This window comes from Paenibacillus turpanensis (genome assembly GCF_011421635.1).
Lineage (GTDB): Bacteria > Bacillota > Bacilli > Paenibacillales > YIM-B00363 > Paenibacillus_AK > Paenibacillus_AK turpanensis.
This window is the reverse complement of record NZ_WTLI01000005.1, coordinates 178,575-202,005: the sequence shown is the minus strand read 5'-3', so window position 1 is coordinate 202,005 and position 23,431 is coordinate 178,575. Positions and strand designations below refer to the sequence as shown.

Annotated in this window: 20 protein-coding genes, 1 pseudogene and 1 riboswitch; of the genes and pseudogenes, 17 read left to right on the top strand and 4 right to left on the bottom strand. The window is 49.3% G+C overall.

The window, feature by feature from the left end:
- Positions 1-5: 5 nt before the first annotated feature.
- Positions 6-191 carry a hypothetical protein gene (locus tag GQS10_RS06635; RefSeq protein ID WP_166240001.1) on the bottom strand — a complete coding sequence of 62 codons (186 nt, stop codon included), beginning with the start codon at positions 189-191 and terminating at the stop codon, positions 6-8.
- A 215-nt stretch (positions 192-406) separates the two neighbouring features.
- Between GQS10_RS06635 and GQS10_RS23065 the strand changes: the two are divergent.
- The 3 genes and pseudogenes from GQS10_RS23065 to GQS10_RS06625 form a co-directional block, all read left to right on the top strand.
- Positions 407-532 (top strand): annotated as a pseudogene (locus GQS10_RS23065) (IS1595 family transposase); the annotation flags it as partial.
- A gap of 17 nt (positions 533-549) precedes the next feature.
- Positions 550-1,017, top strand: a complete 468-nt coding sequence (locus GQS10_RS06630; protein ID WP_166240312.1) for a VOC family protein — start codon at positions 550-552, stop codon at positions 1,015-1,017.
- Between the two features lie 328 nt (positions 1,018-1,345).
- Positions 1,346-1,603, top strand: a complete 258-nt coding sequence (locus GQS10_RS06625; RefSeq protein ID WP_166240310.1) for a hypothetical protein — start codon at positions 1,346-1,348, stop codon at positions 1,601-1,603.
- Positions 1,604-1,644: 41 nt separating this feature from the next.
- Here GQS10_RS06625 and GQS10_RS06620 read toward each other — a convergent pair whose 3' ends face one another.
- Complete coding sequence (locus GQS10_RS06620; protein WP_166240308.1) at positions 1,645-3,735, bottom strand: copper amine oxidase N-terminal domain-containing protein; 2,091 nt, start codon at positions 3,733-3,735, stop codon at positions 1,645-1,647.
- 238 nt (positions 3,736-3,973) lie between these two features.
- On the opposite strand from GQS10_RS06620, the gene GQS10_RS06615 reads away from it, so the two are divergent.
- Positions 3,974-4,576 carry a hypothetical protein gene (locus GQS10_RS06615; RefSeq protein ID WP_166240306.1) on the top strand — a complete coding sequence of 201 codons (603 nt, stop codon included), beginning with the start codon at positions 3,974-3,976 and terminating at the stop codon, positions 4,574-4,576.
- A 27-nt stretch (positions 4,577-4,603) separates the two neighbouring features.
- Complete coding sequence (locus tag GQS10_RS06610; RefSeq protein WP_166240304.1) at positions 4,604-4,765, top strand: hypothetical protein; 162 nt, start codon at positions 4,604-4,606, stop codon at positions 4,763-4,765.
- Positions 4,766-4,905: 140 nt separating this feature from the next.
- Here the strand turns inward: GQS10_RS06610 and GQS10_RS06605 are convergent, their stop codons facing one another.
- Both GQS10_RS06605 and GQS10_RS06600 read right to left on the bottom strand, forming a co-directional pair.
- Positions 4,906-6,678, bottom strand: a complete 1,773-nt coding sequence (locus tag GQS10_RS06605; protein WP_166240302.1) for a PAS domain S-box protein — start codon at positions 6,676-6,678, stop codon at positions 4,906-4,908.
- Positions 6,679-6,802: 124 nt separating this feature from the next.
- On the bottom strand, positions 6,803-7,564 hold the full coding sequence (locus GQS10_RS06600) for a spermidine synthase (protein ID WP_166240300.1): 762 nt from the start codon (positions 7,562-7,564) through the stop codon (positions 6,803-6,805).
- Positions 7,565-7,789: 225 nt separating this feature from the next.
- On the opposite strand from GQS10_RS06600, the gene GQS10_RS06595 reads away from it, so the two are divergent.
- The 12 genes from GQS10_RS06595 to GQS10_RS06540 all read left to right on the top strand — a co-directional run bounded on the left by GQS10_RS06595 (position 7,790) and on the right by GQS10_RS06540 (position 23,162).
- Positions 7,790-8,590 carry an undecaprenyl-diphosphate phosphatase gene (locus GQS10_RS06595; protein WP_166240298.1) on the top strand — a complete coding sequence of 267 codons (801 nt, stop codon included), beginning with the start codon at positions 7,790-7,792 and terminating at the stop codon, positions 8,588-8,590.
- Between the two features lie 146 nt (positions 8,591-8,736).
- Entirely contained in the window at positions 8,737-9,255 is a 519-nt protein-coding gene (locus tag GQS10_RS06590) for a PadR family transcriptional regulator (RefSeq protein WP_166240296.1), read from the top strand.
- A gap of 34 nt (positions 9,256-9,289) precedes the next feature.
- The gene (locus GQS10_RS06585; protein ID WP_166240294.1) at positions 9,290-9,961 is read left to right on the top strand and encodes a FusB/FusC family EF-G-binding protein; all 672 of its coding nucleotides are present in this window, start codon (positions 9,290-9,292) and stop codon (positions 9,959-9,961) included.
- 146 nt (positions 9,962-10,107) lie between these two features.
- Positions 10,108-10,992, top strand: coding sequence for a nicotianamine synthase family protein (locus GQS10_RS06580; RefSeq protein WP_166240292.1), 885 nt, complete (start codon positions 10,108-10,110; stop codon positions 10,990-10,992).
- Positions 10,993-11,107: 115 nt separating this feature from the next.
- Positions 11,108-12,427, top strand: a complete 1,320-nt coding sequence (locus GQS10_RS06575) for an opine metallophore biosynthesis dehydrogenase (RefSeq protein ID WP_341805017.1) — start codon at positions 11,108-11,110, stop codon at positions 12,425-12,427.
- 180 nt (positions 12,428-12,607) lie between these two features.
- Positions 12,608-14,434 (top strand): cache domain-containing sensor histidine kinase, encoded by a 1,827-nt coding sequence (locus tag GQS10_RS06570; RefSeq protein WP_341805015.1) that lies wholly within the window; start codon positions 12,608-12,610, stop codon positions 14,432-14,434.
- Positions 14,421-16,124, top strand: coding sequence for a response regulator transcription factor (locus GQS10_RS06565; protein ID WP_166240288.1), 1,704 nt, complete (start codon positions 14,421-14,423; stop codon positions 16,122-16,124). Before GQS10_RS06570 ends, GQS10_RS06565 begins: the two co-directional genes overlap by 14 nt.
- A 139-nt stretch (positions 16,125-16,263) precedes the next feature.
- A complete protein-coding gene (locus GQS10_RS06560; RefSeq protein WP_424991767.1) occupies positions 16,264-17,232 on the top strand; it encodes an ABC transporter permease in 969 nt (322 codons plus the stop codon).
- A 12-nt stretch (positions 17,233-17,244) separates the two neighbouring features.
- Positions 17,245-18,141 (top strand): carbohydrate ABC transporter permease, encoded by an 897-nt coding sequence (locus GQS10_RS06555; RefSeq protein ID WP_166240284.1) that lies wholly within the window; start codon positions 17,245-17,247, stop codon positions 18,139-18,141.
- Positions 18,142-18,215: 74 nt separating this feature from the next.
- Positions 18,216-19,922 carry an ABC transporter substrate-binding protein gene (locus tag GQS10_RS06550; protein WP_166240282.1) on the top strand — a complete coding sequence of 569 codons (1,707 nt, stop codon included), beginning with the start codon at positions 18,216-18,218 and terminating at the stop codon, positions 19,920-19,922.
- A gap of 101 nt (positions 19,923-20,023) precedes the next feature.
- Positions 20,024-22,078: a beta-galactosidase gene (locus GQS10_RS06545; RefSeq protein WP_166240280.1), complete on the top strand. Its 2,055-nt coding sequence runs from the start codon at positions 20,024-20,026 to the stop codon at positions 22,076-22,078.
- 205 nt (positions 22,079-22,283) lie between these two features.
- The gene (locus GQS10_RS06540; RefSeq protein WP_166240278.1) at positions 22,284-23,162 is read left to right on the top strand and encodes a sulfite exporter TauE/SafE family protein; all 879 of its coding nucleotides are present in this window, start codon (positions 22,284-22,286) and stop codon (positions 23,160-23,162) included.
- A gap of 78 nt (positions 23,163-23,240) precedes the next feature.
- Positions 23,241-23,319, top strand: a riboswitch (ZMP/ZTP riboswitch).
- Positions 23,320-23,431: the final 112 nt, after the last annotated feature.

Sequence of the window (23,431 nt, the reverse complement as noted above, 5' to 3'; positions counted from 1 at the left end):
TTTTTTTATCGGTTTGTAAAATGTAATCCCTGCAGAGACGGCAGCTTCACCACGGTCAGCTTACCGGCGATGATCCCGTAAGCGCGTCGATGAGTGCGATCGGAATAGGAGTAAACCCACATTTTTTTCGATTCGTCAAACCCCAGGTATTTCATAAACTCAATTCTTTTGCGCAAATCCTGAATCGTCATAAATTCTCTCCTTCCGATGGGGACCTTTTTTATTAATTCGGGGAGAAAGAGAGTGTTACGGGGGTATGTGGCATTGGTAAAAGTTCACAGGTCATCATGGGCCGAGAACGAGGTAACTCACTTTCTAATAAAATAAGCCTGTTTTCTAAAAGATTGTTGCTGTTCTGCGAAAGTTATCTAAAATTTGTTATAATATGTTTCAATTTCGTCTAAACAAAGGGAAGTCATTGCCTAAAATTGCTATTAAACTCGATATGCACGTTTCAACCGCATTTTATTGGAGGCATAAGATTCTAAACTCTTTGCGTTCATTAGGTCATACCGCTTTAAGCGGCATTCTAATCCGAGGTGATTATCCATGATCAAAGGTTTGTTCGAAACTCATATTAACGTATCCGATTTAGAAAGGTCATCAGAGTTCTACGAGAATACTTTGGGTTTAACGTTAGCGTATGAAGACTCAAGGCGGTGTCGTTTCTATTGGCTTGGTGAACGTGGTAAGGCGATGCTGGGGCTATGGGAGAAAGAGCCTTCCCAAATCATTCGCCAACACTATGCTTTTGAAACATCAATTGAAAAAATGAAATGCATAGTTCCTTGGCTCAAAGAAAGAGGTCTTAAAGTCCGTAACTTTTTGGACGATGGTACTGAAAATCCGTTTGTATTCGGTTGGATGCCTGCCGTTTCCGTTTATTTTTCTGATCCAGACGGACATTCATTAGAGTTTATATCCATGTTGCCTGATGAACCCCAGCCTGAATTAGGTTTAGTAGCTTGGGAAGAATGGGAAAAGAGCCATGGAAGAAGCCTTAAGTTACAGAAGTAATTTATTACTTTTAACATTTGATTTAGCAACAATATTTACGAAAAAAGTCTAAAATAAAGACTATTTAATTGACATATGTTAAAATATGGATGTGAATTTGCAGTGCAGTTTTGCAAGCAGCGCGAAGTAAATCGGGGGCTTATGCATGAGAAAGTTCTTGCTTTCTTGCATCAGGTATATGAAGAATTGCGAGATTACTGCAGCATTGTATCTGTATTGTGGATTTAAATACGTGGAACTATGGGAAAGAATAGTCCAGTCCTAACAGTTTCAAGCTAACGAGCTTCGGTTACATCGTATCCATTGGACAGGAGGTAACAGCAACATCATGCCTATTTCTGTGACCGGTGCTCTAATTGTGGTACTGATTTTCATAGGTTTTTATGTGCTCGTGGCTTGGGGGATTCTTTACTTTATTCATAAGCGCACAACGAATCCATCTAGAAGAAGTGCGCAGTTTTTATTTGCAATTGTTATTATCGTTGCGGTTCTTCTTATATATAATGGTTTACTCGATACCTGGTTCATATTATTGACCTTGCCATTATGTATTCTCTGCGGAAAATATATAAGACAAAATAAATAAGGAAGAGGGCTTGAATGTATCCCTCTTCCTTTATGATAACCTTATTGCTGCGGCTTTTCCCAATGTAACTCCGCTTCAAGTCGCCATTTTTTCAATTCACTTTCACTTGGCTGCTGAGGTTCGTCATCGGTCGAGATCAGCACCAATCGTGACTCTCCAATCCAATCCACCTTCGCCCCCAGTGCCTCGGCGACAAAACGCGCGGGAATATAGGTACTGCCATTAATTAATTGTGGTGGTACATTCAGTTGAAGCTTTCTCCCGTTTACAATGGCGATCTTATCATCCAGTGTAAGTTCGATATGGACTTCTCCTTTGGTGGCCGTGACTACGCGCCGTGTCGGATCCCATTCCACGGAAGCTTGCATGCTTTCCAGCAGCCCGCGAAACGGAAGGAGAGTAAAATCGTTGACGATGACAGGCTCCTGGTTAAGAGACAGGAAGGTACCGTCAAGGACAATTCCTGCCGAATAGTGAATTCGATCAGGTTGGGTAAGCAAGTCTTCAACCCAAGGGGACAGGGCAGGTTTGTAATTGGATAAGGGTTCGCCCAACATATTGACCCAGTTTCCGGACAGAGCCTCGAGCCTCGGTGCAGCACCGGTGTAGAATCGTGGTACGTCAGGCTTCAGCTTAAGCTCGTAAATCAAGTTAGCATGATTAATATCCTTACCCATAACATACCGCAGCTCCACATTATAGTTCGACATCAGCATTCGTTTGGCCTGAGCAGGGGAAATAACCGGGCGGACAGGCTCGTTATATGGTGTTTCCGACAAATTGGAGTTCATCGAAAAGACATAGCCTGAGTAGGCGTTGACACTGATCTCTACATTTTCGTTTTCGATAACAACACCGTCCGCAATTCTGCTATAGTGGAACCGGTATTCCGGTGTTGTTTGACCAATCATCAAATGTGTTCGGCTTTCTACTAATTGATGCGCATAGGCAGGCATAGCCTGCAGCAAAAATGTCTCCGCGGTACGTCGAGCCTGCTCCTCGTCGATCTGCGGAGCCGTTGCCCAGCTGAAATCGGTTCCATCCGCCATGCCGTAGTTCACAATTTGACCTGTTAGGGCTTGAACATGAAACGTATCGATACGAAAACGCCCCTCATCCTCCGTAGGTAAGACGAGATCAAACCGTTGACTGCCGCTTTCGCGATCGCGTATCTCGAATGTATCTACGTGACTGCCATTGCTTTTGAGCACCTGTTTGATGCGTGAGAGCATTTGTTCATCATCCCATGGGGACGGCTTTACGAGCGGCTCTAAAACCGTGTCGCTGATCGGCCTCGATTTCCCCTTCATCCATTCGGAAATCACTTGTAGTTCACCGGTTGCCGCATCCATAAACAGAGCCTCGTCTATGGAGTAGGAGTAGAAGGGAACGGAGCTATGTAAAGTGGAATTCATCAAAACGGGCTGTATTTTATCGTAAAATAAGGCCCGGGCTTGATCCAGAGGGATGACATCAGCAGGATGATCGAACTTCACAGCCCACCATACCATATCATAGGAGCTGATCTTCCCGGTTGGATCGACATAAACCGTAAAATGCTGCTGTTCGTACGGAACATCGTTCACAGCTCTCATAAATCGTACTTTGCGAAGGGACTTGTTGTCGTGTCTGGTGCTGTATTCGGACTCCGGGTACGGGTTGATCACCCAGACTGCGTCAAGCTCCCAATTCAACCCTTCAATGAACGACTTCGCAATCGCGTTCGCCTTCTCTGTATCGATCGGGGCAAGCTGCTCCGTAGATGAAGAGGTGGCGTTACTCAATCTCGCGGATACCATTTGCACAGTTCCATCTGCAGCGGACAAGCGTACTTCGTAACTTCCATAGGGAATACCTTCCGTGTTTTGTTTCGTGAAGGTCAACCACCAAGTATCCTTTGAATCCTGGGGCCACTGCACTGCCCTCTCCAGTTTTGCTTCCGAAGGGATAAAGGCAAGTGCGCGCGCACGAGCGACAGCATCGTCCTCATCCCGGATCGGAGCCGAGCTTACCGAGTTCATCGCTGCACTAGCTTGATGAACAGCGAACGCTTCGGCAGATGCCGGAGGTAAGAGGGAGGCCACTCCGACGAATGTCAGCATCCCGGCTGCAATCATTTTCTTCAACATCATACCGTTTCACTCCGTTTAATAAATATTGAGGTCATTTCTCTAGACGCACCAGGAGCGGCAAAGTTGCGGGAGGAAGAAAATATAAAGTCACACCATATTTTGCCTATTAGCAGTTGTTGATATCCTGAACTGGCGCCTGCTGGAATACATTTCCACGTGATGAAGACATGATTTTTATGATCTATCTTGTAACAATTTCAAGGTAAAGTCCGTCTTATATTATAAGGGAGGAAATAACTTGAAAAAATTACTGTTGAGAGGAACGATTGTTGTTTCACTCTTTACGTTGTTTGGGTGCCAGCATAGCATCGTACCATCCGATAACCCTATGCTTGAGAAAAGTATAGAAGTAGCATCCCTTTCAAGCGTCGTTGAAACAAATCAGGATAAGGAGCGTTTTGTCGAACCTGAACCATCGGAATGGGTGGAATACTCCAAGCTCGTTAGAGAGTACATGTACCATCGAACTCAAGCTGTGCTTCACAAGGATATCGATATTTTGTGGTCAAAGTATCCGGAGTTAAAAGAGAATATGGATCGTGAAACCGGAGTGAATGTCGAAAAATATGATGTCGAATATTTCTCGAGATTTGGACTTCAGGATGCCAATTTCGACATCGAAGGTTATGAAAAAATAAAAGTAAGCACAATAAATGACAATGAAAAAATAGTTTTAGTTCACGGCAGCATTGTTTATTTGAAAACTGATTTTGATGAAGCAGGAGGGGAATATGTAATAAAGGTCTTTTTACAAAAGAAGGATCAACAATGGACCGTAGTGAAAACGGACGAGTACACCATCCCCGAATACAAAGAATGGTTAAAACAAAAAAATAGTTAGTACTACAAATTAGGATAGGTAATCCAAATGGTTAAGCAAATAGTAGGTGTTGGCCTTTATTTTATTGGTGCTTTGTTTGTTGTTTTCTTTTTTGTTGGAGTTCGTACAATAGAGGCTATACAGATGGCAAGCCTAATAACCGTTGTACATATGCTCATGCTTTTTATCGATAGGCATGATAAAGGGTAAGCCCGGTGCGCCACTCCACATGAGGTGACATCGAAGGTTAAATGGATACCTTAGTGACCTTATATTTGTCCAAAAAAAAGGAGCTGCCCTTCATCGGCTAGCTCCTTTGCCTTTTTATGAAAATAACTGTGCTTTCGTATTCATGGATCATTTGGTTCCAGTGGCAGCTCTATATCGATGGTCGTGCCGACTCCGACTCGGCTCGTTACGGTCATCGTTCCTTGATGGGATTCCACGATTTTCCGCGATACCATGAAGCCAAGACCTGTCCCTTTTTCTTTCGTGGAATAGAAGGGTTCCCCCATGCGGGCAATGCGCTCCTCGGGAATCCCGCAGCCCTCGTCGGAAATGAGGATATGCATGTCATCACCGGGGTTACTTGGCGTAAGCAGTCGCAGATGGATATTGCCGCCATGGGGCATCGACTCGATGGCGTTTTTCAATAAATTTATGAATACCTGCTTCAGTTGATTTTCGACTCCGCGAACCTTGGGCAGGTCATTATAATCCAGATGGATCTGTACATTTTGCATGATCGCCTGCACATTGATTAATGTGATCACGGACTGCAGGGTACCGACCAGATCCACCGACCTAAAGGCCGCAGCTTGCGGCTTAGCCAGCAGCATGAGTTCACGGGTTATCGATTCGATGCGATCCATCTCTTCCTGAAGGATATCGAAGATGTACCCGCGCTCATCTGGATTATAACCTTGAAGCAGCTTGATAAATCCTTTAATTGCCGTAAGCGGGTTTCGGATTTCGTGAGCGACAGCCGCTGCCAACTGACCGGCAATGTTCAGCTTTTCTGCTTCCAGCAGCAGCCGCTCTGTCTGCTTCTGCTTCGTCATATCCTTCATGATCCAATAGCTGCCAAGAACAGTTTCATTCACAATGATGGGCACAATTTGACATTCAATAATCAATAAGGTTTCATCCTTACAGGTCACCTGGATTTCCCAAGGATCAACCGCTCTTCCTTGGAGAGCTTCTTCGACAAGCAGGGAGACATCATAAGTACGATCAATACGTAAGATATCATCGATTTTCATGCGAAGCAGCTCCTTTCTGGAGTGCCCCAGCAGGTTAACGCCAGCAGGGTTGCTGTCCACGATCCGGCGGTCGATATCGAGAGTATAGATCGCTTCGGGATTAAATAATAGCAGCGACTTGAGCCTGGATTTGTTGCTCAAATTCCCATACTCTGCATTCTTTAACTGCGTTAGGTTTTTGGCAAGACCGTAGACACCGACGATTTCACCGTCGACAATGATAGGGAAATTTGTCACATGACAAGTGATGATCGCACCGCTTTTATGAATAAGCAAACTTTCGTACACCTGTGGAATGCCTTGTGCCGCTAACTCAAAATGCCGCTGCGTTTGCTGACTGGTTAATGGGTGCATGAAGGGGGTATACGACATGTCTAGGAGCTCCTCAACGCTATAACCAGTAAGTTCTACGGTGGAGGGGTTGACACTGAGAAACTTCCCATGTAAGTCGAAGGAGAACACGGCGTCGGGGTTTTGGTGAAATAAGGATTTATAATGCTGCTCTCGCTCCAGGGCTGCTTTTTTCTTTGTCGTAATGTTGCGGAAGAAAACCATAAGCCCCTGATGAGAGGGAATAGCACGCACATTGTACCAAGCGTCCAGTGGCGCTGGATAATATTCTTCAAATTCAACCGCTTTCTTCTCGCGAAAAGCTTGATGATAATGGGTGAAGAAGGAGTTGTGGACCGCCTCGGGAAACTCTTCCCACAGCGAACGCCCGATAAGATCCTTGCATTCCCTCTGAAGCAGAGTAGATGCGACTTTATTCATATACGTAAAGTTCCAATTTTCATCGACTGAAAAGAAACCATCGCTCGTATGCTCAATAATTTCCCGTACATCCCATTGTTCAAATACCATTATGTCTAGCCACCAATCAAAATAAAGATACTACTAAATTCTTCAAGGAATCGTACTTCCCCTGCAAATTTTCAAAAAAAAAAGCCGAAGCATAAGCCTTTTAGCCTACGAATCAGCTTCGGTTTTAGCCTGAAATGTTTTCATCCCGTATCAGATGCCCTTGTCCGATGTGAATCGGAAGGAAGCCGGCCATTTGCTTGCTCAGATATGTGATCGGACCATTTCGTCCCATAAGCAATACATTTTGTACATCGCGTTTTCCTCCCGAAGGCAGAAGAAAGGCTTGGGTCGTGGTGAACACGGATCGGAGGGTGGTGGCGATCGCCTTTACCAGGCTGTCATTCTCCCCGCGTCCAACCAAGTTAAGAATGACGGAACCGCCGCTTATCAGCTTCATTTTTACCAGCTCGAAAAATGGTTTGGACAGCAAATGCAGGGGAGTGCCCCTCGCATTAAACGCATCCAGCACGATATAATCAAACGCGTGGTCTTGTTCTTGCTCCAAAAGGGAACGACCGTCGCCAATGACGACATTTTCACCCCGATAATCAAAAAAAGCTCTGCTTACGTCGTAAACGAGAGAATCAAGCTCCGCCACCTTTACTCTTTTATCCGCGAAATAGGTGGCAATGGTGCCGATTCCGTGTCCGATCATAAACACATTGTCCAATGCCGGATCGTTGTGTTCCATCAGGTGAATAATGGCCCTTGGATATTCGAATACGATGCGCTTCGGCCGGTTCAAATCCATTGCGCCTTGTATCTCCGCATTCGCAAATTTCAACACGCGAAAGCTTCCTTTTTCCCCGTACAATTCCGTCGTGTCATACACTGAAATTTCGTTATATTCGCTGCGCTGTGCATACAAATGGTTAGCCTTATTCATGGTAAGCTCCTCTTTGGCAGGAGATGAAAATACTTAAAATGAGTATAACATGACCTCGATTCTCCATTCGAAAATGCTTGAAGCGAAGTTAAGAAATGATTAAGAAATGGGTAAGATCCAGTTTATTTCATTCGTGTAAGATCGAGCTTGTACCATGCTAGAAGGGGGCGAGACCCAACGGCAGCATGGTACAAGACGAACATCTAGGAGGCTGACATTTTTACCATGGAGCATTTGTTGGATGCTATTATTTTAGGGATTATCGAAGGATTAACCGAATTTTTGCCTGTCTCTTCGACGGGGCATATGATTTTAGCCGGGCATTTGCTCGGGTTTGAAGGAGAAGCCGCGGACACGTTTAAAATTGTGATCCAGCTCGGAGCGGTGCTTGCTTTACTCGTGCTGTACTGGAAGCGATATATTGAAATCGCTAAGGGCCTGCTAACGTTTCGTTTCTCCGAGAAAGGCAAGCTGAATGCAGTTCATCTTGCGGTTGCGATGTTTCCGGCATTGATCGTCTATTTGCTGTTCAAGGATGTCATCAAAGACGTCTTATTCGGCCCGGGGCCCGTATTGATCGGTTTAGTTGCCGGAGCGGTTCTAATGATTATCGCCGCGCAGGCCAAGCGCAAGGTCACGGCGGAGTCGACCGACGATATTGATTACAAGCAGGCGCTGGGCATCGGTATCTTTCAGTGTCTTGCGCTGTGGCCGGGGTTCTCCCGTTCGGGCTCGACGATCTCCGGGGGCATGCTGCTCGGCACGAGCCAAAAGGCGGCGGCAGACTTTACGTTTATCATTTCGGTTCCGGTGATGCTGGGGGCGACGGTGCTGGATATGTATGACAGCAGAGAGTTTCTTACGTCGGGGGATCTCATGCTGTTCCTCGTTGGCTTCGTCGCGGCTTTTGTCGTTGCGATGCTTGCGGTGGTTACCTTTTTGAAGCTCATTAAGCGGCTGCGGTTGGAATGGTTTGCGCTCTACCGGTTTTTACTGGCTGTACTGTTTTTCTTATTTGTCATGTAGTAATGGCGGCGGCAGACGAGTCCTTCTTTTCGAAGAAGGAGGGTCTGTCGTTTTTTATGCCTTCATATATTGATTCGATATATATTGATATGGTATATTTTGACCAGCGTAATTCCTACATTTGGCATGGATGAAGGAGGGTAGGCATGAGAAGCCAGGATGTAATTTTGGGGATGCTGATGGATTCAAGCATTTCAGGCTATGATATTAAGCAAAATTTCGAGAAGTTATTTTCTTATTTTTATAACGCGAGCTACGGTACGATCTATCCGACGTTAAGCAGAATGGAGAAGGAAGGACTCATCACCAAGCAAAGCTTCGTGCAGGAAGGCAAACCGAATAAGAACGTCTACACCATTACGCAGCTGGGCAGGAAAGCGTTCCTGGAGTATTTGCAAAGTGAAATTCAGAATGCCGAGGTCAAGTCGGATTTTATGATTCGCTTGTTTTTTGGAAAATGGGCGGAGCCCGCGCTAATGATTCGGTGGATGGAAGAGGGGATTCGCAAAACAGAGGAAACGCTCGCGAAGCTGCGTACGGAGCAGGAGCAGTGGAAGGACGAGCTGAGTCCGAGCCAGTTGATCTGCCTGCGAATAGGGATCAGCAATAATGAAGCGGTGCTTGCGAATTTGCAGGAAGGGATCGCTCAAATCAAGTCAATATAAAACAGCACCGAGTGGAGAAAGAGAGGATACCGCTATGGAACCATTTTTACAAAATCATCAGTATAATCGTGTTGTTGCACAGGCGAAAGCGATATTATACGCATTGCAATCGTCAAGCGACCGTAAGGTCGTTGAGGCTGCGCGCTATAATGCATGGAGTAAGGTGATGGAAGCATGTTCCGGGCTGGACCGGGAACGGATGGCGTTAATCGAACGGATGCAGGAGCTGCAAACCTCTGAGGAGTTTCAGGTGTATTTGAACGAGCTGGCAGGCTATGCCATCCCGTTTCCAGATATGACGGAGCGAGTGCTGAAGAGCTTGTTTCCGAAGGTGAAGAAGCTGCGTCCGCCGGAGCTGGAACGGTTCGGCAATCGCCCGCTTACGTATTTAGGCTGGAGCGATCAAGGGGCGAGCCGAATGTTTCTCGTCTACAACCAGCCGGACAGAGAGGGAGCCGGCGGACAAGGACGTCTCGTAGGGATTGAAGGGCGTTTTACGGCCGGGGAGAAAAAAGGGGTTTGCGCGTTCTGCAATAAAATTGGGGAAGCGGCTCTTTTTACAGCGGTGACGAAGAAGAGGATGGGCAATAATCCCGATTATTATAAAGCCGTTGGCCAGTACATCTGCTTTGACAGCGACGCTTGTAATGCCAGAATTACGGATTTGACTGCATTGGATGTATTTTTCGCAGAAGTAACTGGCTAGTTGAAGGGTTGGACAACTTCAGTTCATTCGCATAGAAACCGGCTATTTCTCTAAAAAGAGATAGTCGGTTTTCTCTTGTTTGTAATTAATCGTAACGATTACGAAATTTTCGTTGACAAGATGGAAAAATATGCCTAAAATATCGATTGAATACTAATCGTAATCATTACGTTTTTACATGCGCAAGTAATCTTGAAAGGAGTGGGATTATTTATTCTGCGACAAGTTCCACGAGAGAAAAGTATGAGCTGCTGCTTGCACTAGACCTGCTGGAATTTGAAATTAGGCAGCTAACGGAGTACGCCAAAGATTGCAGCGATTGCTACGAGCTGCTGCGGGTAAAGCTGGATCAGCTTACCGAATGGATCGAAAGCGAAAGTCTGATCACCAAATGGACGAAATGGGGTGAGGAGCCGGAGGCTCGGGAACGGGCACTGCAGCTGAGAGACTCGGCAGTGAAGGCCTTATGCGACGTGGAAAAGCATCAATCCGCATGTATGGTCGATCATGAGCAGCAAGTGAGCCTATATTTTGCCGCGTTATCCAACGCGATTAGCGATGAGATCCGGCAGTTTGGATTGAATGAAGCGTCCCGTGTGTTGTTTATCGGCTCGGGGGCCTTGCCGGTTTCCGCCTTGACGACTGCCAAAGTAGTTGGGTGCAGGGTGACCTGCCTGGATATTGACTCCGAAGCGGTATCTCTTGCGGAGCGAATTGCAGAGAAGCTGGGAATGAGCGCGCGCGTTCAATTCACAAGCAAGCGGGCAAGTGAGCTTTCGGATATTCAGCATTTTACCCATGTAATGATTGCTTCGCTGGTGCCCAATAAACAGGAGCTTCTCGAAGAGCTACATCAGATCATCGGCATGAATACGCGGGTGATGCTCCGGTACGGCAACGGATTAAAGGAGATTTTTAATTATCCATTTGATAAATCGCAAGCGGCGGATTGGCATGAGGAAAGCATAAGGACCCCGGATACCTTCTACGATACTCTCATTTTGAAAAAAGCAGCCCCCGTTCATGTGTAACGAATTCGAGAGGAGTGAATGAAAAATTTATAGCAACCATCCAAATCCCGCTCAGACTGACGATGTTAAGCAAAATCCCCCTGTTTCGCTGCAAGAAAAATTTACCTTGGGCGCCGTGCTTTTCGCAGGAGCAGGTCCAGCTGCACTGCAAACTGCGGTGCTGATGGCGAAGGCTGGCTGCGAACGGATCGGCTTTGCCAACCGTTCCGGCTCGCGAAATGACTTTTTACGGGACAAGCTGAACGATGCTGGAGCCTCCATTACGGTCACCGTCCATCAGCAAAAGCATGCAGCTCTTGCCGGTACAGCCAAGGTGGACTGTTTTATCGATGGTTATGCCCAGGTGGCAGACGAGTGGGATACGCTCTTTTTTTGCACCCCTTGCGAAGCGTACCTTGATATTGTGCGGGAGCTCAATATCAACGCGCTGCTGCGGGTCAAAACTATTGTTTTGCTTTCCCCGGGGCTCGGTTCGGCTATGCTGGTACAAAGTCAGCTCGATCCTCACTCCCGCGGCCGCATAGAGGTGATCAGCTGCTCGACTTATTTTGCGGCGACAAAGCCGGACAATCCGAACGGAAGCAATCCGTGGACCGCTGCTACGAAAGCAGTGAAGCGGCGAATCTACATTGGATCCAGCCGTAGAAATTGCCCCGGTGCCGAGTCGATCCGTCAATTGCTGCAGTCGTCCGGGATTGACTGCCGGCTCGTGAACCGGCCGCTGGACGCAGAGGCCAGAAGCATCACGCTGTATGTGCACGCACCGCTTTTTATCAATGATTTTTCCCTTGACGTCGTATTTGGCGTAACGGAAACGAAAAAATATTTGTATAAGCTGTACCCGGAGGGGCCGATTACGCCGCAAGCGATCGAGACGATGGTCGACCTGTGGAAGGAGATCAGCGAGCTGCTGCGTAAGCTTGGAGCAGAGCCTATTAACCTGCTGCAATTTTTAAATGATGATAATTATCCGGTTCATGAAACGTCTCTTTCCCGCAGCGATGTGGAAGGCTTTCCACATTTTGAAGCGACTCGCCAGCATTATTTGCTGTACATCCGGTATGCTTCGCTGCAGATCGATCCGTTTTCCATTCCGGATTCGGAGGGAAGGTATTACGATTTCTCCGCCGTGCCTTTCAGCAAAGCGGTTCGTGCTGGAGACGGGAAATGGGTAATTCCGCGCATCCCCTACGAGGACTACCGTAAGCTTAAAATCGTTGAGGCACTGGCATTTCTGCTTGGGGTGAATACGCCTGCTATGACAAGACTGCTGGAGTTGTTTGAAAGCAGACTTGCGGCCTCCATCGTGCAGCACGGGGAGGTACATGTTGATGCGGGACTTCTGGAGGACCGGAAACGAGCATCTATGGAGGCGGAAGCCGTGATGAGCGAGCTCAGTAGGGAACAAAGTGAAGGCCTGAAGGCATCAACTTAAACCAAGTAAAAAATCATAATACAGCTGTGATGAATCGTAATGGAGCGTCTTTCCCCATGCTGTGGAAGGGCGCTTTTTGTTGTTTTCGGTATACTGAGAGGGAATGGGCTATAAAATGTTCCAATAAATAGTTTATTTTGGTAAAATGTAAGCGCTACCGCAAATATAGGGGGTGCGCTTGTGATCGCTTGGAGATGGAATACGCTTGTCCGAAGAACGAACGATATTCGATTAAAGCATAAGCTGATGATTGCCTTTATCGTCGTCGTTTTTATCCCCGTCATGATTGTCGGCGGGTTGTTAACGTCAGCGTATCGCCAGCATGTCCTGCGGCAGGCGACAGAGCAGACGCTGAACAATGTGGAAAAAATTAAATCAAGAACGGAAGAGATTTTACGGATGCCGATCGAAATTTCAAGCAATTTGATGGTCGATAAACGATTTGGGCATTTGGTGAACTCTGATTATGAGCATGATTTCGATATGGTAAAGGCTTATTGGGATTACGATGTGCTTAAGGATTACGTGAAAAACTACGAGGAAATTTTCAATATCCGCTTTTATACGATGAATTCTCGGCTTCTAAGCAACTGGGAGGTATTGCAGCCGAGTGATGTAGTAAAGCAGTCGGGGTGGTATCGGGAAGCTGTCGCCAACAAGCTGCCGATGATCAACTGGCACTTTATTCCCGACGAAACGAAAGGGAATCAACCCTATTTAAGCCTGGTACGCAAAATCTACTTTATGGAATACCGGACGGAGGGGGTGCTTGTTATCGATGTCGACTATGAAAAGCTTCACGCCATTGTAAAGCAGGAGCCTCACAATACGATGATCGTCGATGATCAGGGCTATATTGCTGCGGCTACCAATGAAGGCTGGGTCGGAATGCATATCGCCAACACCGATTTTGCCGAGGTTCTACAGCATCGCCAGGAAGGGATTTACGATTTCGTTTATGGCAGCGAGCCATCGAAAATCGTTATAAAACCACTGGTACCCGAGGGAAGCCGGAACGGGCTCCGTATTGTATCCGTGTTCACGGTAGAAGGAATTGTGAGCGCCGCCGATCGTATTAGCAGGCTCGGCTTCGTCATTATGCTGATCAGCATGCTGGTCGCGGTAGTCCTCGTCTATTTTACATCTTCACTGTTAACAAGAAGACTACTGCTGCTCAACAAGGTGATGAATAAAATCGCGATGGGGGATCTGAACGCCGGGTCTAAGGTGGATGGGAATGATGAAATCGGTCTTTTGTCAAGGCAGTTAAACCATATGGTAGACAGCATCCGCGGGCTGATGCAGGAGGTTTCGGCCTCCCACGAGCAGCAATCTCTGCTGGAGCGAAGGCAGCGGGACATTACCTTCAAGATGATGGCGAGCCAGATGAATCCTCATTTTCTTTTTAATGCACTGGAGTCGATTCGGATGAAGGCCCATATCCAAGGACAGCAGGAAATCGCCCATGTTGTAAAGCTATTGGGTAAGCTCATGCGCAGAACGATCGAAATCGGCTCACAGACGATAACGCTCAAGGAAGAGCTTGAAATGGTCCGGTATTACTTAGAGATTCAGCATTTTCGTTATGGAGAGGGGCGCTTGCGCTATGAGCTTGAGATTGCCGAGGAGGCGCTTGACGTTCGTCTGCCCGCGCTGATCATTCAGCCTCTCGTTGAAAATGCGGTCATTCATGGGTTAGAGCAGGTTGAGTCCGGCGGCTTCGTACGGGTGTTCATTCAACCTGTAGGAAACCTGCTGGTCGTAGAGGTTTCAGATAACGGATGCGGGATGAAAGAGGAAAAATTGGCTGCGGTGCTGGAGGGGCTTGCCGATCCGGAGAATGGGGAAGGCGGCGACAGCCGAATCGGTATTCGTAATGTTCATCAGCGTCTGGTCCTGCATTTTGGCTGTGACAGCGGGCTTTCTATACGAAGCGTGCCGGGAATGGGCACTTCGGTTTCATTTCAGCTTCTGCTAGAAGGGGGACATACACTTGCACCTTTATAAAGTAATGCTGGTCGATGATGAGCCGATGATTCGCCAAGGGCTGCGTACGATTATCAATTGGGAAGATAACGGGTATCAGGTTGTAGGTGATGCAGGCAACGGACGGGATGCCGTGCTGAAGTATAAAGAGCTTGCACCCGATATCGTCGTCATCGATATCCGGATGCCGGTCATGGATGGACTGCAGGCCATCGCGGAGATCCGCAGGACGGATAAGCGTTGTTTGTTTCTGATCGCGAGCGGCTATGCCGATTTTGCGTATGCCAAGCAGGCGATGGTGCATGGTGTGACCAGCTACCTGCTGAAGCCGATCGAGGAAGAGGAGCTGGCTGCGGAGCTTGGGCGCATGAAGCTTGAGCTGGACCAACGGCGGCAGACCGCCGAGCTTTCCAAGCAGGAAGCGGCACTGAAACGGGAAGCGCTGCTTGCCGCGCTTGCCGCTGCTGAAGGGAACGAGGAGGCAGCGGCAGCGGCGGCGAAGGAGCTGGAGCCGCTGATTGGCACCGCATCGTGCTACCATGTGCTGCTGTTTCAGATGACGGAAAGTGCGGCTTCACCCGGAACGAAGGCGCTGCTTAAGCAGCGATGGAAAAGCGCCTTTGAGGAGCCGGGCAGCGGCTTTTTGTTTTCAAGCGGGACGGAGCTTGCGATGCTGTGGCCGAAGGATCTCCATTCGCCGGCTGCCCGCAAGGAGCTCCTGCTGCAACTGCAGGACAGCGCAGATGAGTTATGCCTTGAGTTTACGGCAATCGCCGGCGTGAAGGTGCATTCGCTGGCGGAGCTCGCGCGCTCCTGCGCCTCCGCGCATGAGATGCTTCGCCGCAGCTTTCATCTATGCGGCGAAGGAATTCATCTCGCCGGCGCCGCTGTCTGTGGCGGACACGGCGGACGAGAGCCGCAGCGGAGGGTGCACGCTTCGCTGCAGGAAGAGCGGCTGTGCGCGGAGGCTGACGGTCCGCCGCCAGCGAAAAGCCCGGATCTGGCGGCGCTGGCGGACCGCCTTTACTACGCCGTCGATATGGGCTGCGCCGAGGCTACGGCGAGGGCGCTTGATGAAGCGGAGAAGCAAATCCGCGACTTCGATGATTCCGAAGCGAATATGAAGAAAAGCTTCGCGCAATTGGTTAACGCGGCTTTCAATAAGCTGGCGCTTACGCATCAGGCGGATGTGGTGCAAATTTCCATGCCGTTAGTCGCAGAGCTTTATCGGCAGACGCGCTGCGAGGCGATGATGCGTTATATTCACCGTCAGTGTCAGGAGCTCGCACTGCGTCTTCGCAATGAAAGCAGCGAGCCTATCATAAAGCAGATCATTCATTTCATGGAACGGCATTACGCAGACCAGCTAAAGCTTGAAACGCTGGCGGAGCTTTTCAAATACAACAGCGGATATTTAGGCAAAATGATTAAGCAGCATACCGGGGAAAACTTTAACACGTATTTAGACAAGGTGCGGATTCGCCATGCGATCGAGTGCTTGGGAAGGGGCATGAAGGTTCGGGAAGTCGCCGAACGGGTCGGGTACTCCAACGTCGATTACTTTCACAGCAAATTTAAGAAGTATGTAGGCATTTCGCCGTCCTCTCTGAAAGGAAGCCCTGAAAAAGCTGCGCAGCTCTGCAGCTCGCGATTCCAAAGCTTACAAGGGACAAACCTAAATAGAGGGAAGCAAACGAAGGATCAGACTTAGGAAAAGGAGTCAAATGCTCACAGACATTTGTGAAAGCGCTTATTTGTATATGATTTTCGGATGAATTAATCGGGTTTTGACGGTCATTCTCCTTCGATATGATGAATGCAAGGAAGAAATGACGGTGAGGTGTTGTTCTGTGAAACCGCTAACAACGAAAGGGGAAGCGCAGCCACCAGGGGTCACCTCTGCGCGGAGGCGGCGCTTCTTCCGAACGATGCTTCAGCAGCGTTACTTGTATCTCATGTCGATGCCCTTTCTCGTTTGGCTGGTCATCTTCAGCTACGTTCCTTTATGGGGCTGGCTGATGGCGTTTCAAAATTACCGGCCGGGGCGTTCGTTGATGGAGCAAAAATGGGTTGGGCTTCAGAACTTTCAAGAGCTGTTTGCCGATGAGCGCTTTTACCTCGTGCTGCGCAATACGCTCGGGATGAGCATCATGGGCTTGATCGCAAATTTCACAATCCCGATTGTTTTTGCGCTGCTGATCAATGAAATTCGGGGGGCGCTGTTTAAGCGCTCGATCCAAACGATTTCGTATTTGCCGCATTTTGTGTCGTGGGTCGTCGTGGCCGGGCTCGTCTCGAAAATGCTCTCTACTGATGGTGGCGCGGTGAACCAGCTGCTCTTGTGGCTTGGTTTCATCGATCAGCCGGTTTCGTTTATGGCGAAGGGAGAATGGTTCTGGACGATCGTTACCTTAAGCGATGTGTGGAAGGAAACGGGCTGGAACTCAATCATTTTCTTAGCGGCGATTTCCGGAATCGATCCGGAGCTTTATGAAGCGGCAACGGTGGATGGGGCCGGACGAATTCGCAAAATGTGGCACATCACGTTGCCGGGGATTCAGACGACGTTTATGGTGCTGCTCATCCTCTCCATCGGCAACCTGCTCAGTACCGGCTTCGAAAAGCAATTTCTGCTCGGAAACCCGCTCGTACGCGATTATTCCGAGGTCATTGATTTGTATGCGCTGAACTATGGAATTGAGTTAAGCCGCTTTTCGTACGGCACCGCAATCGGCATCTTTAATTCGGTGGTTGGTATCCTGCTTGTTTTTACAGCCAATGGCTTCTATAAGCGCTTGACTAAACAAAGCGTTATTTAAGGAGGGAGGGACATGAAGCAGCTTCTGGGAGGCCGGTTTAGCGATCGCCTCTTTGATGGGTTCTTATATGTGGTAATGAGTCTCGCAGCTGTAGTCACGATGTATCCGTTTTTGAATGTACTGGCCATTTCCTTGAACGATTCGATGGATACGATCAAAGGGGGGATCACCATTTTCCCCCGGGAGTTTACGCTCCAAAACTACGAGACGATTTTCCGGTTCGACGGGCTGTTAACGGGGCTGCGAAATTCGGTCATTCGAACCGTGCTCGGCGCGGCCATCGGCGTATTATCCGCATCCATGGTTGCTTATGTGCTAAGCCGTCAAGATTTTCAAGCGCGAAAATGGCTCTCCGTCGTGTTTGCGCTGACGATGTATTTTTCCGGCGGGCTTATTCCGGTGTATATGCTTATGCGCGGCCTCGGCTTAATCGGCTCGTTCTGGGTATATATCGTTCCCGCCATTCTTAGCGTGTGGAATGTGTTTATTATCCGCTCTTACATCGACGGGCTGCCCGCTGCGCTGCAGGAATCGGCGAAGATCGACGGCGCGAACGACTGGACGATTTATTGGAAGGTGATTTTGCCGCTATGCCAGCCCGTGCTTGCAACGATTGCGCTTTTCGTTGCCGTCGGCCACTGGAATTCGTGGTTCGATACGTTCCTGTACAACTCGTCCAAGCCGCATTTGACAACGCTGCAATACGAGCTGATGAAGGTGCTGCAGTCCACACAGTCGGGCAACGAAAGCTACCGCGACCCGAACACGCAGCAGTCGATGGCGTCGGTTTCTCCGGAATCGATCAAGATGGCGATTACGATTGTCGTTACCGTGCCGATCCTGACCGTTTATCCGTTTCTTCAGCGGTATTTTGTGAAGGGCATGACGCTTGGCGCGGTGAAAAGCTAGGAAAAATTTTGCAAGGTCGTCAATGTCGTCTTGTGAGAGCTACCAAATTCGAACGATGAGGAGGGTATTGATCCATGTCGAATAATTTTCGATTTGCGGGAGGATCACCGGTCCGCCGCCGCTTGTCCGCACTAGTATTGGCTGCTTCCTTAGTGGCCGCTGCCGGCTGCACAAACTCCGGCCCGTCAGAGCCTGCCGAGGGGGAGGGCGGCTCCACCGAGCCGATGACGATTCGGCTCGTCAATGGTGATGTAAACCCGAACTGGGACGATATGCAGAGCGACATCGGCAAGGTCATACAAGAAAAAACAGGCATTACGCTGAAGCAGGAGTTTCCGGTCGGGGGCAATGATACGGATTTATTTTCCATCATGGTCGCCAGCGGCGATTACCCCGATCTGGTCATGCCAAAGGGCAGCGCCGGAAAGCTCGTCGATGCCGGAGCGCTGATCGATTTAACGGAACTTATTGATAAGCACGGTCCGAACATTAAAAAGGTGTACGGCGAATATATGAACCGGCTGCGCTGGAGCAATGAAGACCACTCGATCTATATTCTTCCGGTGACCGGCGTGAATAATAAATACTTTGACGCTGGAGGCGGATTCCAAATTCAGCACCGCGTGCTGAAGGAGCTCGGGTATCCGAAGATTGAAACGGTAAAGGATTACGAAAATGCGATCCGCACCTACTTGAAGGAGCATCCGACGGATGCGGACGGCAAGCCGAATATCGGCATGTCGCTGAACGCCGGGGAGTGGCAAATTCTCATTTCTACGACGAATCCTGCGTTCCTTACCACAGGCGCACCGGATGACGGCGAAATGTACATTGACCAAAAGACGTACGAGGCGAAGCTGCACTATTTGCGGCCGGAGGAAAAGGAGTATTTTCGCTGGCTGAACCATATGTACAATACGGGGCTGCTTGACCCGGAAAGCTTCATTCAGAAATACGACCAGTATAAGGCGAAGATCGCCAGCGGCCGCGTACTCGGCACAATCGATCAGAAGTGGGATTATGAGCAGGCGGAATATGTATTAAAAAAGGAAGGTAAGTTCGACCAGACGTATGCCCGGCTGCCGGTGACGCTAAATGAGTCGTATAAGGATCATTCGTTCCAGGAAACGGGGTATTTGGCCGGCTGGGGCATCGGCATTACGAAGAGCGCAAAGGACCCGGTGCGTTTGATCAAGTTTCTGGATTATCTCGCATCCGACGAAGGCCAAGTGCTGCTGAACTGGGGCATCGAGGGTGTTCATTATAAAGTGGAGAACGGCAAGCGCGTGTTTCTTCCTGAATATCAGGAGATGAAGACGAACGACAAGAACGGATTTAAGAAGAAAACGGGGATTGAAAACTACTTTATAGCGCCTCGTTACGGCGACGGCGTGAAGGACCCGAGCGGAAATTATTATACAACGATTTTCCCGGAGCAGGTGATCTCCGAGTATACCGAAGCGGACAAAGAGACGCTGAAAGCATACGGCAAGACCGTGTATAAGGATTTTTGGCCGAGTGAGGACGAATTCCCGATGCGTCCATATGGCGCCGCATGGTCGATCAGCTTTGAAACGGGCTCTGAGGCAAACGTCATTTTCGAGAAAACGCAGGATATTATGAAAAAACGGGTGCCCGAGGCGATTATGGCGAGTCCGGAGCAGTTTGATGCGGTGTGGGACGCGTTTATGCAGGATTTGCAAAAAGCGAAGGTCGACAAGCTGAACGAGGAATATACGAAAATGGTCCGTGACCGCATCAAGCTGTGGAGCGGTGAATAAGCCAAACTAAGCTGGAGAAGCAAGGCCGCCCCGAATCCGTGAGGCTAACGGCGCGGCCTATTTTCTTGAATTCCAATTTTATGAAAAGAGGCGTGATAGCGATGTTGAATCCAAGGCTTCCTAAAATATGGTACGGAGGCGATTACAACCCGGAGCAGTGGGATCCATCGGTGATGGAAGAGGACGTGCGCATGTTTAAGGTTGCCGGAATCGACGTGGCGACCGTGAATGTGTTCTCTTGGGCCAAGCTGCAGCCGGACGAGGAAACATATCGCTTTGAAGAGCTCGATAATGTTATGGATCGACTGTACCGCGATGGGATTTATGTGTGTCTTGCCACTTCGACCGGGGCACATCCGGCGTGGATGGCGCGCAAATACCCCGACGTATTGCGGGTCGATCACATGGGGAGAAAGCGGAAATTCGGCGGAAGGCACAATTCGTGCCCGAACAGCCCCACCTACCGGCTGTACTCCGCCCGTTTAGCGGAGAAGCTGGCGGAGCGTTACGCCGGGCATCCGGGACTTCTCCTATGGCATGTGTCCAATGAATACGGCGGATACTGCTACTGTGATTTATGTGCGGCGGCATTTCGCGCCTGGCTGCGCGAACGTTATCAAGATTTGGATACGCTGAACAGGATGTGGTACACCTCATTCTGGGGCCATACGTTTTATGATTGGGACGAAATCGTGCCGCCTAACGAGTTAAGTGAAGAATGGGGGCGCAGCCGCTCCACCTTTCAGACGATCTCACTCGATTATCGAAGATTTCAATCCGACAGCCTGCTGGCGTGCTACCGGCTCGAATACTCGGAACTGAAAAAGTATACCCCGGATATTGCGGTGACGACCAATATGATGGGCACTTATCCGGAGCTTGACTACTTTCGCTGGGCGCCTTATTTGGATGTCATCTCCTGGGACAACTATCCGTCGCATAATACGCCGTTTAGCTTCACGGCGATGACGCATGATCTTATGCGCGGCCTCAAAGGCGGTCAGCCGTTTATGCTGATGGAGCAGACGCCAAGCCAGCAAAATTGGCAGCCGTACAATGCTTTGAAGCGCCCAGGCGTGATGCGGCTGTGGAGCTATCAAGCAGTTGCCCGCGGCGCGGATACGGTCATGTTCTTTCAGCTGCGCCGCTCGATTGGCGCCTGCGAAAAGTTCCACGGTGCCGTCATCGAGCACGTGGGGCATGAGCATACCCGCGTGTTCCAGGAATGCGCGGAGCTGGGCCGGGAGCTGCAGGGACTGGCCGACCGGCTCCTTGACGCCCGCGTTGAAGCGAAGGCGGCGGTTGTGTTTGATTGGGAGAACCGCTGGGCAGTGGAGTTGTCCAGCGGGCCAAGCGTTGACCTGAAGTACGTTGACGAGGTGCATAAGTATTACGATGCGCTGTATCAGCTGCATATTCAAACCAACATGATCGGCGTCGAGGAGGATTTCGCGCGATACGAGCTCATCATTGCTCCCGTGCTGTATATGCTGAAGCCCGGTGTCGCAGAGAAAATAAGACGCTTCGTCGAGCGTGGAGGCATCTTCGTGACGACGTTTTTCAGCGGTATTGTGAATGAGCAGGATATAGTGACCGTCGGCGGTTATCCGGGTGAGCTTCGCTCCCTGCTTGGCATCTGGGTGGAGGAAATCGATGCGCTGCCACCGGGACAGATGAATGAGCTCGTGCTTACGGAGCGGGGACAGCCCAGTGAACTAAAGCGGCAGCGCTATTCATGCGGCCTGCTTTGCGATTTGATTCACTCGGAAGGGGCAGAGGTCGCTGCCGTGTATGGGACAGATTTTTATCAAGGTATGCCGGCGGTCACGGTAAACCGCTATGGCAAAGGGCAGGCGTGGTACGTCGGAAGCAGTCCGGAGCCGGAGTTCATGCAAGGTTTACTGGCGAACCTATGCGCGGAAAAGGGGATTGCCCCTGTGCTTGATGCGCCTTCCGGCGTGGAGGTGACGCAGCGCAGTAAAGCCGGAAAGACGTACACCTTTATACTGAATCATCGGGCGGAGGCGGTGGAGGTGACACTTCCGGATTCTCCCATGACGGAGCTGCTCACCGGTGTATCCTGCTCTCGCGTGCTGCGGGTTGAAGGCAGAGGGGTCGCGATATTGGAATCTGGCCCGTCTTTTGACCGTTTTTGAAGAAAGAATGGGCGCTTGTCATTCTTGAGACGATAAAGGACAAAGCTGGAAAATATTATAAGCGTTACTTATAACAACCCTTAATATTATTTATGATAAAAGTTTCCACGTCACTCCATCCTTCATATGCTGGCCTATAGAAAAAGCTAAACAACGGCTTGATCCGTTTCAGCTACGGCTAGCACGTATTGGAGGAATGGTTACTTTGAGAAAGCTACTGATCTTTACCATTATCGGTTTTGCGGCACAGCTCGTTGATGGAGCGCTCGGAATGGCGTATGGCGCTACATCTGCTTCATTGCTGCTGTTTTTCGGTGTAGCCCCGGCGGTGGCATCGGCTTCGATTCATATGGCGGAAATTGCTACGACCGCCGCATCGGGTGCTTCGCATATCTGGTTTAAGAACGTAGACAAAACCGCCGTCATCCGGCTCATTATTCCCGGCTCAATCAGCGCCTTTATCGGCGCCGCATTTTTGAGCAGTCTTCCCGGGGAAGCTGTCAGACCGTTTGTCTCGTTTTTCCTGCTGGCACTCGGCGTTTATATCCTGCTTCGCTTTTTACTTCAATCGCGTCCGAAAAATGAGCAGGAATCGTTTCGCCCAACCAAAAAGCTGCTTACTCCGCTTGGTCTAGTCGGAGGCTTTATGGATGCCGTTGGAGGCGGGGGATGGGGCCCGATCGCGACACCAGTTCTCCTATCCCAGAAGGGGAGCACGCCGCGCAAGGTGATCGGCACCGTCGATACAAGTGAGTTCGCGATTGCGGTTTCAGCTACTCTCGGCTTCGCCATCTTCCTGGGATGGGAACAATTCCATTGGCAGTGGGTTATCGCCTTTATGATCGGCGGTGTGGCCGCCGCGCCGCTAGCTGCATGGCTGGTAAAAATGATTCCATCGTATTTGCTTGGGGTGCTGGTCGGCGGATTCATCATTCTAACGAATGCAAGTACGGTTATCCAATCCTTAGACCTCATGCCCGCTTCTTGGATCGGCGCAGCTTATGTACTTATCATTGGTCTCTGGATCAGTGCAATCGTATATCAGGTAAAGAACCGTAAACGGTTTACGGCTGCGCAGCAATAAACAGGATCACCAAGAACATTGCTAGTCTAAAAAAAGGATTGAAATGTCTCCATTTTGTGCATATGATAAAAAGTAGAATTTGGTATGTGCAACTGGCGTAACGTGGCCGACCACGGGGGAGCACATATGGATACCGCCGTACGCCTGGGCAAAGGTAAGGGAAGCGAACTTCCTTTGCCTTTTTATTTTTGCAGGTAAGTGGTGTGAAGCGGATTAAAAGAGGATCCCAATGTGTGAATGGAGTAAAGAGTATACAATGAAAAGGAGTG

What these genes read in the sequence shown, in the direction of transcription:
- GQS10_RS06590 (WP_166240296.1), top strand. Translation starts at nt 8,737, where the DNA reads ATGAGAAGCCAGGATGTAATTTTGGGGATGCTGATGGATTCAAGCATT.
- GQS10_RS06545 (WP_166240280.1), top strand. Translation starts at nt 20,024, where the DNA reads ATGTTGAATCCAAGGCTTCCTAAAATATGGTACGGAGGCGATTACAAC.
- GQS10_RS06600 (WP_166240300.1), bottom strand. Translation starts at nt 7,564, where the DNA reads ATGAATAAGGCTAACCATTTGTATGCACAGCGCAGCGAATATAACGAA.
- GQS10_RS06610 (WP_166240304.1), top strand. Translation starts at nt 4,604, where the DNA reads ATGGTTAAGCAAATAGTAGGTGTTGGCCTTTATTTTATTGGTGCTTTG.
- GQS10_RS06605 (WP_166240302.1), bottom strand. Translation starts at nt 6,678, where the DNA reads ATGGTATTTGAACAATGGGATGTACGGGAAATTATTGAGCATACGAGC.
- GQS10_RS06630 (WP_166240312.1), top strand. Translation starts at nt 550, where the DNA reads ATGATCAAAGGTTTGTTCGAAACTCATATTAACGTATCCGATTTAGAA.
- GQS10_RS06550 (WP_166240282.1), top strand. Translation starts at nt 18,216, where the DNA reads ATGTCGAATAATTTTCGATTTGCGGGAGGATCACCGGTCCGCCGCCGC.
- GQS10_RS06625 (WP_166240310.1), top strand. Translation starts at nt 1,346, where the DNA reads ATGCCTATTTCTGTGACCGGTGCTCTAATTGTGGTACTGATTTTCATA.
- GQS10_RS06585 (WP_166240294.1), top strand. Translation starts at nt 9,290, where the DNA reads ATGGAACCATTTTTACAAAATCATCAGTATAATCGTGTTGTTGCACAG.
- GQS10_RS06595 (WP_166240298.1), top strand. Translation starts at nt 7,790, where the DNA reads ATGGAGCATTTGTTGGATGCTATTATTTTAGGGATTATCGAAGGATTA.
- GQS10_RS06635 (WP_166240001.1), bottom strand. Translation starts at nt 191, where the DNA reads ATGACGATTCAGGATTTGCGCAAAAGAATTGAGTTTATGAAATACCTG.
- GQS10_RS06620 (WP_166240308.1), bottom strand. Translation starts at nt 3,735, where the DNA reads ATGATGTTGAAGAAAATGATTGCAGCCGGGATGCTGACATTCGTCGGA.
- GQS10_RS06555 (WP_166240284.1), top strand. Translation starts at nt 17,245, where the DNA reads ATGAAGCAGCTTCTGGGAGGCCGGTTTAGCGATCGCCTCTTTGATGGG.